Annotated in this window: 13 protein-coding genes and 2 pseudogenes; 9 read left to right on the forward strand and 6 right to left on the reverse strand. The window is 57.2% G+C overall.

Annotated features, from left to right (window positions below):
- Positions 1-170 precede the first annotated feature (170 nt).
- From repA to BHD07_RS26890, 5 genes are all read left to right on the forward strand, one after another.
- A complete protein-coding gene (gene repA / locus BHD07_RS26870) occupies positions 171-1,373 on the forward strand; it encodes a plasmid partitioning protein RepA (protein ID WP_012881175.1) in 1,203 nt (400 codons plus the stop codon).
- Positions 1,370-2,404 (forward strand): plasmid partitioning protein RepB, encoded by a 1,035-nt coding sequence (gene repB, locus BHD07_RS26875; protein WP_153313793.1) that lies wholly within the window; start codon positions 1,370-1,372, stop codon positions 2,402-2,404. The genes repA and repB overlap by 4 nt, the downstream gene beginning before the upstream one ends.
- A 174-nt stretch (positions 2,405-2,578) precedes the next feature.
- Positions 2,579-3,793, forward strand: coding sequence for a plasmid replication protein RepC (repC, locus tag BHD07_RS26880; RefSeq protein WP_153313794.1), 1,215 nt, complete (start codon positions 2,579-2,581; stop codon positions 3,791-3,793).
- Positions 3,794-3,847: 54 nt separating this feature from the next.
- Entirely contained in the window at positions 3,848-4,582 is a 735-nt protein-coding gene (locus BHD07_RS26885) for an NYN domain-containing protein (RefSeq protein WP_153313795.1), read from the forward strand.
- Positions 4,583-4,767: 185 nt separating this feature from the next.
- Positions 4,768-5,103: a hypothetical protein gene (locus BHD07_RS26890; RefSeq protein ID WP_318851710.1), complete on the forward strand. Its 336-nt coding sequence runs from the start codon at positions 4,768-4,770 to the stop codon at positions 5,101-5,103.
- Positions 5,104-5,109: 6 nt separating this feature from the next.
- Here the strand turns inward: BHD07_RS26890 and BHD07_RS26895 are convergent.
- Positions 5,110-5,983: pseudogene (locus BHD07_RS26895) on the reverse strand (integrase).
- Between BHD07_RS26895 and BHD07_RS26900 the strand changes: the two are divergent.
- The 3 genes from BHD07_RS26900 (at position 5,912) to BHD07_RS26910 (ending at position 6,831) form a co-directional block, all read left to right on the forward strand.
- Positions 5,912-6,067, forward strand: a complete 156-nt coding sequence (locus tag BHD07_RS26900; protein ID WP_318851711.1) for a hypothetical protein — start codon at positions 5,912-5,914, stop codon at positions 6,065-6,067. The pseudogene BHD07_RS26895 and the gene BHD07_RS26900 overlap by 72 nt on opposite strands.
- Positions 6,068-6,134: 67 nt before the next feature.
- Positions 6,135-6,413 (forward strand): type II toxin-antitoxin system Phd/YefM family antitoxin, encoded by a 279-nt coding sequence (locus BHD07_RS26905; RefSeq protein ID WP_153313797.1) that lies wholly within the window; start codon positions 6,135-6,137, stop codon positions 6,411-6,413.
- Positions 6,400-6,831, forward strand: coding sequence for a plasmid maintenance toxin (PemK-like) (locus BHD07_RS26910; protein WP_153313798.1), 432 nt, complete (start codon positions 6,400-6,402; stop codon positions 6,829-6,831). The genes BHD07_RS26905 and BHD07_RS26910 overlap by 14 nt, the downstream gene beginning before the upstream one ends.
- On the opposite strand, the gene BHD07_RS32000 is transcribed toward BHD07_RS26910, so the two are convergent.
- Positions 6,767-7,135 carry a DUF7673 family protein gene (locus tag BHD07_RS32000; protein WP_420376731.1) on the reverse strand — a complete coding sequence of 123 codons (369 nt, stop codon included), beginning with the start codon at positions 7,133-7,135 and terminating at the stop codon, positions 6,767-6,769. The genes BHD07_RS26910 and BHD07_RS32000 overlap by 65 nt on opposite strands.
- Before the next feature lie 273 nt (positions 7,136-7,408).
- On the opposite strand from BHD07_RS32000, the pseudogene BHD07_RS26920 reads away from it, so the two are divergent.
- Positions 7,409-7,651 (forward strand): annotated as a pseudogene (locus BHD07_RS26920) (helix-turn-helix domain-containing protein); the annotation flags it as partial.
- A 136-nt stretch (positions 7,652-7,787) separates the two neighbouring features.
- On the opposite strand, the gene BHD07_RS26925 reads toward BHD07_RS26920, so the two are convergent.
- From BHD07_RS26925 to BHD07_RS26940, 4 genes are all read right to left on the reverse strand, one after another.
- On the reverse strand, positions 7,788-10,013 hold the full coding sequence (locus BHD07_RS26925; protein ID WP_338283832.1) for a hypothetical protein: 2,226 nt from the start codon (positions 10,011-10,013) through the stop codon (positions 7,788-7,790).
- Positions 10,014-10,175: 162 nt separating this feature from the next.
- Entirely contained in the window at positions 10,176-12,146 is a 1,971-nt protein-coding gene (locus BHD07_RS26930; RefSeq protein ID WP_338283833.1) for a DUF3732 domain-containing protein, read from the reverse strand.
- Positions 12,143-12,628: a three component ABC system middle component gene (locus BHD07_RS26935; protein WP_338283834.1), complete on the reverse strand. Its 486-nt coding sequence runs from the start codon at positions 12,626-12,628 to the stop codon at positions 12,143-12,145. The genes BHD07_RS26930 and BHD07_RS26935 overlap by 4 nt, the downstream gene beginning before the upstream one ends.
- A complete protein-coding gene (locus tag BHD07_RS26940) occupies positions 12,625-13,833 on the reverse strand; it encodes an ABC-three component system protein (RefSeq protein ID WP_338283835.1) in 1,209 nt (402 codons plus the stop codon). Before BHD07_RS26940 ends, BHD07_RS26935 begins: the two co-directional genes overlap by 4 nt.
- Positions 13,834-13,964 lie beyond the last annotated feature (131 nt).

The following is a 13,964-nucleotide window of genomic DNA, read 5'->3' on the forward strand; positions in this document are numbered from 1 at the left end:
TTGCCCTTGCGGCAAGAGTTGACCGTGGTCAACTTAGGCCTTCGCTCTTGATCAAGAGATCTCGGTTAACCTTTCGTTAACTTAAAAACTCTTGCCGGATCGACAGAATCACCTCTACATGCGGTTAGTAGATCAAATTTGCCTTAAAAGTGCATGTGCGAGATTTATCGATGAATGTGAAAGTGAGCATCCAGGACGAGATTGCGGAAGTCGATTTGCTGATCACCCAGCAAGCGAATGAGCTTTCCGCAATGCTCCACGAACATCGCCTTGAGATGTTTCCGCCGAATGCCCAAAAAACGCTGCGGCCGTTTCAGTTGTCGGAGGCCGCGCAATATCTTCGGGTCACAAGCGGATACCTCAAGAACTTGAGCTTGGAAGGGAAAGGACCGCAGCCGATGGTAACACCAACCGGCCGGCGTTCCTACACGGCCGAGCAGATGCTCGAGATGCGCTATTTCCTGGACAGGAATAGCCGTTCTGCGGCCAAATATGTACCCCACCGACGTGGCGCTGAGCACCTTCAAGTAATTGCTACTGTCAACTTCAAAGGCGGCTCTGCAAAGACGACCACGACTGCTCATTTGGCTCAGCATCTTGCGCTTACGGGACACCGTGTTCTCGCCATCGATCTCGATCCGCAGGCATCGCTTTCAGCCCTTCACGGATTCCAGCCGGAGATCGACCACAATGAATCTCTGTATGAAGCCCTTCGGTATGACGACCAGCGGAAGTCTCTTTCGGAGCTGGTTAAGAAGACCAACTTTCCTGGTTTGGACATCGTTCCAGCGAACCTCGAACTGCAGGAGTACGAGTATGATACTCCGCTTGCGCTAGCCCGGAATGACGGCTCCATGGGCCGCATTTTCTTCGGTCGTCTCGATGAAGCCCTAGGCGACGTTGCGGATAACTACGACGTGGTCATCATCGATTGCCCGCCGCAACTTGGCTACCTGACCCTCACAGCTATGTCGTCCTCGACGGGTATCTTGATCACTGTCCATCCCCAAATGCTCGACGTCATGTCGATGTGTCAGTTTCTGCTGATGATGGGAGAGGTGATGGGGACCCTGAAGCGTGCCGGCGCCAATATGCGTCTCGACTGGCTCCGTTATTTGGTGACGCGGTATGAGCCCACCGACGGGCCCCAAAGCCAGATGGTTGCTTTCATGCGCTCGCTGTTTAAGCAGCATGTGCTCGTCAATGAGATGCTGAAGAGCACGGCGATATCGGACGCGGGGATTACGAAGCAATCACTTTACGAGGTTGAACGCTCGCAATTTACCAGAACAACCTATGACCGGGCAATGGAATCCCTACATCGCGTGAACGATGAAATCGTTGGTCTGATCCACAAAGCGTGGGGTCGATGATGTCCAGAAAGAACCTCCTGACCTCTATCACCGAACGCAAGTTGACCATGGTCAACTCGGCGCCGGCACCCGATAACTCGACGCCTTCGCTTTCGCCAGCCATGGAGCGAAACCGCAATCGAGGTGCCTTCGGCGCCATAACGAAATCGATCGACGAGCTCGCTGAAAAAGCCCAAGCAGCTAAGGAGTTCGAGGCACGATTGCTCGAAGGGGCGACCGTGGTGGAACTGGACCCCGCAACAATAGATGCGTCCTTCGTAGCCGACCGCATGGGTGATAACACAGAGGCTTTCGAGGAACTCGTCGAGGCCATTCGTCAAAGAGGGCAAGACAGCGCGATCCTGGTGCGTCCACACCCGGATTTGGAAGGCCGTTACATGACGGTCTTCGGCCATCGAAGGGTGCGTGCCGCAAGAGTGCTCGGCAGACCTGTTAAGGCGGTTGTTAAGGAGCTCGATAACAAAAACCACGTCATCGCCCAAGGGCAAGAAAACAGTGCCAGGGCCGATCTCTCGTTCATCGAGAAGGCGGTATTTGCGAGCAATCTCGAACGTAGCGGTTACGATCGGGAAGTGATTATGGCGTCGCTGTCGGTCGACAAAACCGTAGTTTCCAAGATGATGTCCGTCACCAATGACATCCCTGTAGACGTCATTCGCGCCATCGGACCTGCCAAGAGCAGCGGCCGCGATCGTTGGTACAGGCTCGCCCTCAAATTCCGTGACGGCGGTGCAGAAGAGAGGGTAGGGGAGCTTACGGGATCTCCGGAATTTCAATCTGCTGATAGCGATCAGCGCTTGGAACTCCTGACGCGCCACCTCGATACCGAAACGCCAAAGAAGAAAATCAGCAATTCGAGACCGAACGGCCAAGCTTGGGTCCCTGAGGACAAGTTGGTTAGCGTCGTGGCAAAGGCACAACCGAAAGGCTTCTCGCTCGACATCAGAAATAAGGATGCGAAGCCATTCGGCCAGTGGATTTCTAGCAATCTTGAGAGCCTATACGAGGCGTTCAGGAAGTCGGAGCAGTAGGAAAAACGGAGACAATAACCGCAAAGAAAAAGGCCCCCAGACATCACTGTCGTGGAAGCCCTTCTCATATCCTTAAGCAAGATCGAGAATCGCATTTCCACGAATCCCTGTCAAGAGTCGCAACGTCCGTTTTGGGCGGCCGGTATTCTTTGCCTAATTGAAGGCGGAAGTGAAATGCAGGTTGGAAATGTGACGACGCCCTTCGGGCGGCGGCCGATATCGCTTGCCCAAATCAAAGGGCAGATGCGGACGGCCGAAATCAAAGCCGGTAAGAAAGCCGACAAATGGAAGGTGTTTCGCGACGCCTGCGAGGCGAGGGTGGTGCTCGGCGTCCAGGACCGCGCCTTGGCGGTGCTGGACGCGCTGCTGACGTTCTATCCGGACAACGAGCTCTCGGAGGACCGCGGCCTGGTCGTATTCCCATCGAACGACCAGCTCTCCGTGCGTGCGCACGGCATTGCCGGAACGACGTTGCGCCGGCATCTCGCCGCGCTGGTCGACGCTGGCCTGATCCAGCGCAAGGACAGCGCCAACGGCAAGCGCTACGCCCGCAAGGACGAAACCGGCGGGATCGAAGAGGCGTTCGGCTTCAGCCTGGCGCCGCTGCTTGCGCGCGCCGAGGAACTAGCGCACGCCGCACAACAGGTTGCCGCGGAGCGCAAGCGCTTCCGCATCACCAAGGAAGCGTTGTCGATCTGCCGGCGCGACGTCCGCAAGCTGATCAGCGCCGCGATGGAGGAGGGGGCTGCCGGCGACTGGGGACACATCGAGGGGATATTCCTCGGCCTGACCGGGCGCATCCCCCGAACGCCGACGATCGCGGATCTACAGCAAATCCTCGAGGAAATGGAGATGCTCCGCGAGGAAATCATCAACCGGCTGGAAATCCACGATGATTCCCAAAATATGAGCAGCAATGCTGTTCAAAACGAACGCCACATACAGAATTCAAATACCGAATCCAGCAATGAACTTGAACCTAGCTCTCGAAATGAGCAGGGGGCGAAGTCAAACCAGACCAGCCGGCCGACGAGCGAGCCGATAAAGGCATTTCCTTTGGGCATGGTGATGAAGGCCTGCCCAGAGATCAACGATTATGGGCCGGGCGGCGCGGTTGGAAGCTGGCGCGACCTGATGTCCGCGGCGATCGTCGTGCGATCGACGCTGGGGGTCAGCCCGTCAGCCTATCAGGACGCCTGCGAGGTCATGGGACAGCAGAATGCCGCGGTTGCTGTCGCATGCATCCTCGAAAGGGCGGGGCACATCCACAATGCCGGCGGCTATCTCCGGGATCTCACGCGGAAGGCGGCGCGCGGCGAGTTTTCGCTCGGGCCAATGCTGATGGCACTGATGCGGGCGAACCAGGACACGGGCCGGAAGGCCGGATAGTGCGACCGCAAAGCGGCTGTTAAGCTTTGCCGATCTGGAGGAGGGGAACATAGCATGCCGTCGGAACCTCGATCACCACGCCTTGCGGTCCTAATCGATGCCGACAACACGTCGGCTAAGATTGTCGACGGGTTGTTCGAAGAAGTTGCCAAACTGGGGGAGGCTAGCGTTCGTCGCATCTATGGCGATTTCTCAGGCACACGGTCCAAGGCGTGGGCGGATGTGCTAGCGAAACACGCTATTATTCCACAGCAACAGTTTGCCTATACGACGGGAAAGAATGCCTCCGATATCACCCTGGTGATTGACGCAATGGACTTGCTGCACAGCGGCCGCTTCGACGGCTTCTGCCTTGTTTCCTCCGACAGTGATTTCACAAGGCTGGCCGCCCGGATACGCGAGCAAGGTGTCGATGTGTTCGGCTTCGGCGAGCAGAAGACGCCGGAGAGTTTTCGTCAAGCCTGCCGACGGTTTGTCTACACCGAGAACCTGCTTCCCGGCGCGATCAAGGACGAGCAGGACACAGTGACTGTCGACAAGCCGCTACAGCCGGCGAACGCGGCCGTTCCGCTGATCAAGAAGGTGCTCTCACAGGAGGACACCGAGGACGGCTGGGTCAATTTAGGCACCGTCGGCAAGCAGCTCCTGAACCTGGCACCGGATTTCGACCCCCGCACCTTCGGCTTCCGAAAACTCAGCGATCTTATCCGCAAGACGAGCCAATTCGAAGTTCGCCAGGCCGAGGGCGGTCCCATCAGCATCCGGATGAAACAACGAAGCAAAAAATAGCGCCACCGCCACGGCGATTGGAGAGGACGGGCGACAAATCGTTCGGCTTTCCCCTGCGGTCAGAGGCGAAGCCCGGGTGGATCTCTTCCCGCGCCGGGCTTTTGTCGTATCCGCAAGAACTCTATTGTGATTTTGCCATTCTATCAGTCAATTCCGGGCATGAGCAGTTCCAAGGAGGAGGGATGGTGGAAGTCAGCGCCAGTGACCGCGAGCTGATCGCGGTGATGAGACAGTATTTTGCTGCGAAAGCCGAGCTCGAGAGTTTGAAAGAACAATTGGAGGCGGCGAGACAGGCCGCCGGCGAGGCAATCGGCGTCTTTTACGATCCCCGCCAGAACGCCGCGTACGCCGCCGACCTGCAACGCTCGCATCATTTGAGGGGAGAGATGGCGTCGCTGATGCAGCGTGCCGAAGCCTGGGGTAGGGCAGCATCGGCCGCTGACCGGCACGATAGATCGGAGGCGGAACCGGAAGAATGGCAGTCGTTTGAGAGGCGAGCCGACGCACTGTTCGGCGCTTAGTCCCGCCTAGACGATCAGCCGGGCCGCTCGTCCATTCTTTCGTTCCGCGTTGTTGTAGTAGCTCGCCGCTTGAGTCACCGATTTGTGCAGTGACTGCTGCATCGCTTCCGGCAGGGAAACACCGCGGTTTGCCGCCTCCGTCAGATAGCCGGATCTCAGGCCATGTGCCGAAAACAGCGCCGGATCGAGGCCGGCCTGTTTGCAGCGGGCTTTCAGGATCAGGTTGACCGATTGTGGCGTCAGCGCCCGCCGGTCGATATTGCCCCACTGATCGATGCGCCGGAACACCGGCCCGTTCTTGATTCGCGCGTCGGACAGCCATCAGTGCCTGGTCGCGCACATCCACCGGCCTGTCGCCGGCGCAAGCCTCAAGCAGTTTCGTCAGAATAATGCGGGTCACCGCCTTCTTGCTCTTGCGCTGGCGCGGGCGGTTACTGGCCTTGACTGCCAGCCGGAGCGCGCTCTTCAGCGACGGTGCACCGAAGGCCCCAGTGAGACCGCGCCAACGGGTGAGGATCGACCAGGAGCTCAGCCGCCGCCGCACCGTGCCCGAAGCGTGCGGTCCGTCGGCCCTCAGCAGGCGCTCGGCACGCAACCCGAGCTCGACGTTCGCCGGCATACCGTGGGCCGGATCCTCGGCGCGCTTGACCGGGTCCCAGAGGTGATGCGCGACGAATTTTAACAGCAGCGATTCTGGCGCCGGCCAGGGGAGGGGGGCGCCGGTCGCCAACTGGCACCAAGCCTCGAGGTAGCCGAGATCGGAGGCGAGCGCCCGCAGCGTGTTTTCGCCCATGCCTTCGCTGGCGAGGTGCTTCAGGGTTTCGACATCGTCGTCGGTCAGCAAGGCGGCGAGCTGGTCGCGCCGGTCGAAGGGCAGGATGGCGTCGAGCGCGTCTTGCTGTTCCGCACGCCGGTGGACCGCTTGGCTGTCCGATTCCGGCCCTCTATGATTGTCGATCATTGACCCTAGTCTCCGACGATCTTGCGGAAATTACGGAAAATCCGTATATTCCGGAAAAAGGAGTTTTGTGATGACGTCGACCGTGACCGCCGCGGCAGTTTCCAAGAATTTCGGGGCCTATCAGGATGCTGCCGTGCGCGAGCCGGTGATCATCACCAAGAATGGCCGACCGCGGACCGTGCTCCTCGCCTACGAGGACTATCTGCGGCTGGCGCGGCGCGACCGTCGCGTCGAGGCGACGGCGGACCTGAGCGACGATGACATCGCCGCGGTCGAGAAGTCCGAAATGGAGTCGGGCTTCGATCATCTCAATGCCGAACTGCTGACGCGCAAGCATGCTGCCGACTGAAATCAAGATCGGCCACATCTTCCGTTATTCGTATCTCTGGCACTGGCAACATCTCGAAGGCCGCGAGGAGGGCGACAAGGACCGCCCCTGCCTGGTGCTGGCGCTGGTCACCACGCTTGAGGACGGAACGCCGGTCGTGCGCGTCCTGCCGATCACCCATACGCCACCGGCCCGCGGCGACGAGGCGATCGAGATTCCGCCGGCAACCAAGCGGCGGCTCGGGCTCGATGACGAGCGCTCCTGGATCGTGCTTTCCGAAAGCAACCGCTTTGCCTGGCCGGGTCCCGACATTCGGCCGGTCGACAGCGACAGCGGTTATTTCGGGCCGTTGCCGCCGGCGCTGTTTGCCGAGGTCAAGCGCCGCTTCGTCGAACTTGCCCGCGCCCAGCGACATAGGCCGACCACCCGTACCGAGTAAAGGTGGCATAACAGCGTCCCTTCTCAGACCGTCTCCGGCCGCCAGCGTTGATGATGCCTTCGATCTCGCCACGGTTTCCGTCGGATAGACGGCGTCCCCCTCGCGCGCGAGCCAGGTGAACACGGTGGCCATGTCCTCGGACACCTCGCGATCCACGGCAAACAGGCTCAGCGATATCGACTCCGCCGAGCGCCTCGGCGTTCCACCAGGCGAGCAGGAAGTTCGCCACTCGGCGGCCTTGGCCGGTATCGTCGTGGGCGATGTTCAAGAGCTTCTCGAGGGCAAATCTGACGCGGTCTTCCATGTTTTAAGCTTCCAGCAGCCGTGATTGGCGGCGAGCTTAGGCCATTTGCGACTCGAAAACCATCACTATCGATACTTGGTCCCTATCGATAGTGACAGGCCGCGAAAATTGGCGTCTGCGTGACGGAAGTAGAAAGTCAATTGACTTCCGTTGACGAAATTTACCGCGTTAATACAGATGGTTAATGATCGCCTAAGATGGTCAAAATGGCTTCGAGGATGGTAACCGGGCAAACTTACTGGATGTTTTTTGCTTTGTGAATCGAAGCGCTTTGCTCACGCCCTGGCTGGGGCCGCAGAAATTGGGCTGAAGGAACATGACCGGCTGGCGCTGGCGCAGCAGTTAATGGAGCGAAGGTTATCAGGCCGACAACCCTCGTTCAAACTGCCGGAACTGGTTGGATTGTTCATGGCAAAGCCTCTCACCTCAGTTAGCATGGCGGAGACGCTTGAGGTCACGCCGCAGGCCTCGCCGCGGATTGTGCGGAGTTCGGGCTCCTATTCAGGGCAACTTTGATCTTCGACCTGGGGGCGCAACATCCATTGACGCCAGCAGCAGATCAGCCTCTGTCCGACTGCGAGGAGATTTTTCGATATAGAGACAACGCAATCCACCGTCGATTTTCAGGTATTCGACTCTGCGTATTGGATTGTCAGCCTAGCGAGGAAGTGCCGGCAAAATTGAGTTGCGGGTAGGGCGCTTGGGGTTGGCGCTGCTTGACGAGTCCAATAAAGTCATATGGTTCTGAAGTACGTGGCATGAACCAGTATAGAACCAAAACGTCGCCCTGATCTCCCTGTGAACGTGCACTCTCAGCGCAAGTCAATAGGTTGAGGGCAAACTGCGATGGTGGTACTTCCGCGCCGACAGCGACTGAGATCGTCTGCATCTTAACGCGCGTGCCGAAAGTAAATTCGGAATGAAAGAAAAGATCCGACCGTTTCCGCGTCTTTTTTATTCCCTCTTTCACGGACTTCTCAATCTGCTTCTGGTGGGAAACATGTACGTTCAGCAGGCGATGACCAAAACGGGTCCAGCCTTCTGGCATCCTATCTTCTAGCGCGTCCAAAAGCTTTGCCCAGAACTCGGTGGTGATCGCAGACATCGCGGAAAGTCGAATCCGACGGTTTTCGTCTGGAACGTACGTCAGAGACCCGGATAACCCGTACCAAGGATGATGCCTCCCATCGAATTCGTCCTCACCGATGTTGAATCGGGTTCTAGAATACAAGGCCAGAAGATCCAATTCGTCGGCTGTATAGATTGCATTCCGCTCAAGTTCCGCCCTTCTGCTCAGATAGTGGCAGCGTTCGAGCTCCCTGGGCACAAGCTCGAAAACCGTTTCTAGATCGAACACCGACATTGTTGGCGCGATGTCCGAGTTTTCGGGAACAAACCCAGCGTGCTTCAGCTGCGGCCAGTGTGATGACAGTGGGCCAACTGCATCGTGGACGATGTTTACTCGAATGACGTCGCGAACCTCGTTTGCCTGAAGGATCAAAGAGCCTTGGCGACTGATGAATGATAGCGAACCGCTTGCTCCGAGGATGTGTTGTTTCAATCTGAGCGACTGTTCCGAAGGGGCGACAATCAGTTCGTTCAGTGCGGCTTTTAAGCTGCGGAGGGCTCCCCGGCGGGCAGGAGCACTTATCTTAGCTGACTTCGCTTCGAATATTAGTACGGTCTTGTCGATGATCGCCACGAGGTCAGATTCCCACGTCGTTATGCCACCGTTATCGCTCCATTTTACCTGCTCGTGAACATCTGCATGAGGTAAGAATTGCCGCACCGTCGCGCTTAGTCGACCTTCAAGCCAGTCGGCACGGGCTTTCTCAGCGGCCCTCTTGAGGTTGTCCCCCTTCCCGCAGAGGTTCTCGACAATCTCGGCCAAGTGAACACCGAGGATCTGATGTCCAGCACAAAAAAAGTTGTTACCGTCGAGCCTAATGAGCGGTTTGCGTTGGACCGGATTATCAAGGTGCAGGTGTTGAAGGTTCGCCTCTGTAACGTCGCCGAAATCCAGCGACAACTTCGAAAGCACATCGATGATAGAATGCCTCTGTTCGATTGGTGCCGTTGCGACCAGATCAAGATACGAAAAATTGAAGAGCGTCATCCAGCGACGTTCGTTGATGTTCCACAAAAGTGCGAATAATTGTTCGCGATCATGTTGAACCATCGCAGCGCGAGACGATATCTCCGCCTGTTCATCGGGTTCGAGGTTGCGGATGAAAGCCTCCAGCATCCCTTTTCCGGAATGTTTCAGCATCATCCACGATCGCAGGTCTTCCAGATGAGCTTTAATCCGGTCTTCGCAAACGTCAATGACTGCGGAGAGCGCCTTGACAACTTCGGTCGCTTCGCAGCCGTAATGATGCCGAAACGATCCATTGACCGACAGCGCTAGCTCTAAGGCATATTGCCGAGTTTGATAGCCTTGTCGCGCGCCCCTTACTGCCAGCGTCCAACGTTGGATGAGGTTCAACATTTCCTGTCGAAAGTCCTCGAGCACGTCAGCCGAGACCTTGCTTTTAGCCTGATCTTGATGTGCTTGCGCATTTTGAGCGATCAATTCGACGATACGCTCCGTGACCAGTGGGTAATCGGTTTTTGAATCGGCCGACGCGCGCGGACGCGAAAGGGCTAGCGCCTGCATCAATTCAAGATGAAAAAGCTGCAGGTCCGTTTTCTTCTCTGGCTTCTGATTCAATCTATTTATTATCACCGTCATTGCGCCCCGCGCTAGAAATTCCAGTGCGTCGACGGCGGTCGTCTCTTCCACGAGTGCATTTAGCGTCTGTCGAAAATGTTCCGTGGCGACGCCCCCAGCTAGATGCGCGGCGACTACCTCTTCATCGGTTAGCTGCTTCCGTTCCATTTGATAACACTGCCCTTAACTATTTTCTCACGACCGCCAAGCCCGTCCTCTTACGATTTCGGGCGCCGTTAATCTCTCTGCGATCTGCGTCAGACACTTCGTTCTCGAACAACGGCGACCCATCGCTGAATGGAGCCGCCAGCGGGGAGCGATGCGACTACTCTAGTCGACGGCACGCACGGGCCAATTGCTCGGGACTAAACCGCGTCCGGAGGCTCGGGTCCACCGTTCCCGTGTCGCCGCGACATAACGGGGATCATCGGCGAAAAACGCGTGCTCGATTAGGATAACTTGCAGGCCGGCCCGCCGAGCGGTTTCGGCGAACAAGAAATCGACGTGGCGTCGCATGGCAATGATGTCTTCGTCCTCTTCATCGTCGCCTGTAGCCGTAATCGTCCGTTCGTCGCGCTGCTCTTCGCCCTTTGCAGGAAAATAGGGGCGACTGATCTGATCAAATACCAGCACACCTGGAACCGGCGAGCCGGCCTCGCCAAGGAAATGCTGGAGGGCGAAAGAAAGTGCGATATGGATGGCGAGATAGTTCTGGTCAGAGCCAACATCTGCCATCTGCAGCACGATGCTGCTGTCGGACTCGATCACCGCGACCTCTGGTTCTGACGATGAGAAATATAGCTCAGATCCCACGCACGGCTCGATCGTTGGAAGGTTCGAGAAGGCCTCGGTGGCATATTGCGAGATTTTGCGTTCGGCACGGCGCAACCTGACGAGACGAGCGTCGCGGTCTACCAGACCTTCAAGTTCTCGAATCTGCGATTTCAAAACGGTCAGGTCACGTTCATCGGGTCGGCGTTCATCATTCATCGTCTCAACGAAAAATGATACGCGTCCCAAGAGATGAGCGCGCAGATGAGCGAGACTCGCGAACATCCTGGCGTCGTCCGACTGCCGCAGCCAAGTCCTGATTTTGTCGTCAACGCTCTTGAGATCCTTATTAATCGCCGCGCGCTTGGTCTGCAGTGCGCCATCGAATTCAATGAGTTTGGGCTTTACTCGGTCGACAGCGGCACTTTCGCTGCTCACCTTGAACAGGGTTGCTCGCAAGGCTTCGACGGTGTTGATGCCAACGTCGGACGGCTGCTCGCAGACCGGGCAAACATGCCCGACACCATCGAGTTTAAGATGGGAAGCCAGCATTAGCTTCTCACGTTGTTTGCGGACTGTGCCCTCGAACCCCGAAACTTCCTCCATGACACTCTGCGCTGCGGCAGCTTGGCGCCTGATCTCACTAAGTTCTGCCAACAATGCCTTTCTTTCCCGGTGCAGTTCCGCAAGTTGACCTTCACTTGGAACGACCTTTGCCTTGGCCGTATCTTGGTTCAATGCATTCAGCCTTTCCAATAATTCGGCATCCGGAGTATCAGCTGGCGTGGGTTCGGCCATCTCCAATCGCTCTGCCTCCGCCAAAAGACTGAACGCGCGGTCACGAAATGCACTGGCCGCAGTCGCACGGGTGCGTGCTCGACGCTCCTCCAATTCCAAGGTTCGCTGTAGTTGGCGGAGCCGCCGCTCATTTAGGGCGCTAGCCTCGTCGGTTGCGCGCAAAAAATACGGCATCGTCGCGACGATGTCGGGTGCCTTGTCTGCGCGTTCAAGACCATGCAGAAGTACCTGTTCGCTGTAGATCACCTCCTTGGTGACGAACATGTACGGAGTGACGTGGCGAACGGTGGCGCGGCCGCGCGTCTTTCCCCAGGCGTCAGGCTCCCCGGGCAGGTCGCCAATGCCGAATGCGCGCTCGAGGAAGGCTTTGGCTGCGAGGAGGGTCGTCGGCCCCTCGAATTGGTCCACCGTTGTCGGCAGAGGCAGATGGCGTCCTGAGCTCGCGAACATCTGATGACTTGTGCCCTGACCCATTGCTGGAATCAGCCGGCCGACAATCATCTCGTCTTCGCCAGCAGTCCACTTGATACCGACTGCAATGCTGCGCTTTCGGACATATGCGGGCAGTTCGCACCGGCTTGACCCCAAACAATAGTCGATCGCCTTGATGAGAGCCGATTTACCTGTGCCGGACGCGCCAGTTATGATGTTGACGCCTGGTTCAAAGGTGACAGGACGATGCCGGCCATCAAGGCCGAGGAAGAAGATCGAGGCGATGTTCCAGCGGTTCAAAGGGTCAGTCCCATCATGTCATAGATAGTTTTTGTCGAGCCCGCAGTCGCGCTCCAATACCCGAGGCGGTCGGCATAACGCACAGATTGAGTGAGGTCATCCGAAAGCCCGGAGGTGAGATCCTTTTTCAGACCTCGAGTACCCACAACCAGACGCGCGCCCTCAGACAGTCTAACCGCGTGCGAGAAACAGCCCAGCCGGATCGCGCCTGCGACAAAATCCATAGAGCTGTTTAATCTTTCAGCCAGATTGACCTGGATTTGCGGGCTACGCTCAAGCCATTCCTGAAGACCTGTCTTGCGGTTCGTTCGATCGAAACTCGGATGCAAATCGCCTGAGATCGCGAGCGGCAACGCCAAGTAGGCGACTGGCAGTTCCGGGCCGTTTGGATTGACTTCGACGAAGCCACGTACGAAGGAGACGAGCAGGTATGCGCCAAAGGCGGGATTTGTCTCTGCATAAAGGTCATGCGCGATCTTCATGCGTCGTCAGCCAAAAGGGCCAGGTAGTCGGGGTGCCAGCCAACCTCCCGGTCGATTGCCAGCACCTGATAACTCCCTCGAATATAGTAGGGGGCCTCGAATCCGGCAACGATCGGTCGAATTGTCATCGGCGCGTCGTTGTGTGCCCACCGCAGAAGCCCAAGACCTTTATTGCGCTTTTCGACCTCCTCAAGCGCCTCGCAGATTTCGACAATTTCTACATGCTTATCCGACCAATGTTCCTTGAGGACATGATCATAGGAGGCGATCTGGGCCGCCATTCCGGGTCGTTCGTTCACCCATCGCGAACGCTGCTGACGTGCCTTCCATTCTTCGCGAATTGCCTTAGCCAGATCATGACTTTTGCCGTCGACCAAAATGATTTGCCGGGTGAGCATGCCGTCTGGCTGATAGTCGGCTGGATAGGCCATCGTCTCGAAATCTGCGGTAAGCCTGTCATGCTCAATATCACCGATCAGTTCGGTAATATGCTCTTGCAATTCGCCGCGCGAGATGAATTGAGGTCTTTTCCCGCAGAGGGAATAGACAACCTGCCGATCCCACCACTCGATAAGGCGTCGTGCAACACTTTCGCGATCGTCCGGCTTGATCAGCGTCAGCAGCTGCGCGATCACACCCTCCATCTCATCGATCGGCAGACTGCCTGCCTGTGTTCGAGCCTGACGCAATAAATTCAGTCTGGCATCCGGCGTCAGGTTCAGGAAGGCTTGGCATCCCGCTACCCGGTCCTTGTGTGGAAGCGGCCTTTCTTCTTGGGCTGCTGCCTCCCGTTCGGCGATGACACGTTCTGCCTCGTTGACGAGTGCGGCGACAAGTGGTTTCCGGTCAGCCTCGGGTGTGCCGAGAGCCTCCAAGACGCTCCCTACGGCGATAGGAGCGACCGTGACAAGGTAGAATTGCGTCTCCGATAACGTCAGCCGGGGAAGAATGTCGATCCAGACCTTGAGCGTCCGCCAAAGCCCCTTCGAACTGATTGTTATCGCCGTTGGGGAAGACATGAGGGAGTGTTTGAGCTGAAACAAAAGGCGCTGCCCGTTATCTTTCAGCTCAACGTCGTCCGCGCTTTCAATAGCAACGGCTCCATCGTCACTTGTTAATGCAACCAGGGTCTTCAACGCAAAGAATGACTGATAGTAAAAGCCAAGGGCGGCTGGACCGGCTGCATGGCTGCTATCGTCTGTCATAGAAAAGCGCTTTCATAAATTGATCTAAAGCGCCGCTGGTCGCACCGGAGAAGCTCAGTCGTTTTTGGGTATTGGTTCTGAGGTCTTCGATAACGCCGTCAGCGGTGTTATCCGTATCCAGAGCTCGGAAC

It is taken from the genome of Sinorhizobium sp. KGO-5 (genome assembly GCF_036245905.1).
In the GTDB taxonomy this organism is placed as follows: domain Bacteria; phylum Pseudomonadota; class Alphaproteobacteria; order Rhizobiales; family Rhizobiaceae; genus Sinorhizobium; species Sinorhizobium meliloti_A.

Bases quoted from the DNA above. Each gene is read 5' to 3' on its own strand.
- repA (WP_012881175.1), top strand. From the start codon at position 171: ATGAATGTGAAAGTGAGCATCCAGGACGAGATTGCGGAAGTCGATTTG.
- repB (WP_153313793.1), top strand. From the start codon at position 1,370: ATGATGTCCAGAAAGAACCTCCTGACCTCTATCACCGAACGCAAGTTG.
- repC (WP_153313794.1), top strand. From the start codon at position 2,579: ATGCAGGTTGGAAATGTGACGACGCCCTTCGGGCGGCGGCCGATATCG.
- BHD07_RS26885 (WP_153313795.1), top strand. From the start codon at position 3,848: ATGCCGTCGGAACCTCGATCACCACGCCTTGCGGTCCTAATCGATGCC.
- BHD07_RS26905 (WP_153313797.1), top strand. From the start codon at position 6,135: ATGACGTCGACCGTGACCGCCGCGGCAGTTTCCAAGAATTTCGGGGCC.
- BHD07_RS26910 (WP_153313798.1), top strand. From the start codon at position 6,400: ATGCTGCCGACTGAAATCAAGATCGGCCACATCTTCCGTTATTCGTAT.
- BHD07_RS32000 (WP_420376731.1), bottom strand. From the start codon at position 7,135: ATGGAAGACCGCGTCAGATTTGCCCTCGAGAAGCTCTTGAACATCGCC.
- BHD07_RS26925 (WP_338283832.1), bottom strand. From the start codon at position 10,013: ATGGAACGGAAGCAGCTAACCGATGAAGAGGTAGTCGCCGCGCATCTA.
- BHD07_RS26935 (WP_338283834.1), bottom strand. From the start codon at position 12,628: ATGAAGATCGCGCATGACCTTTATGCAGAGACAAATCCCGCCTTTGGC.
- BHD07_RS26940 (WP_338283835.1), bottom strand. From the start codon at position 13,833: ATGACAGACGATAGCAGCCATGCAGCCGGTCCAGCCGCCCTTGGCTTT.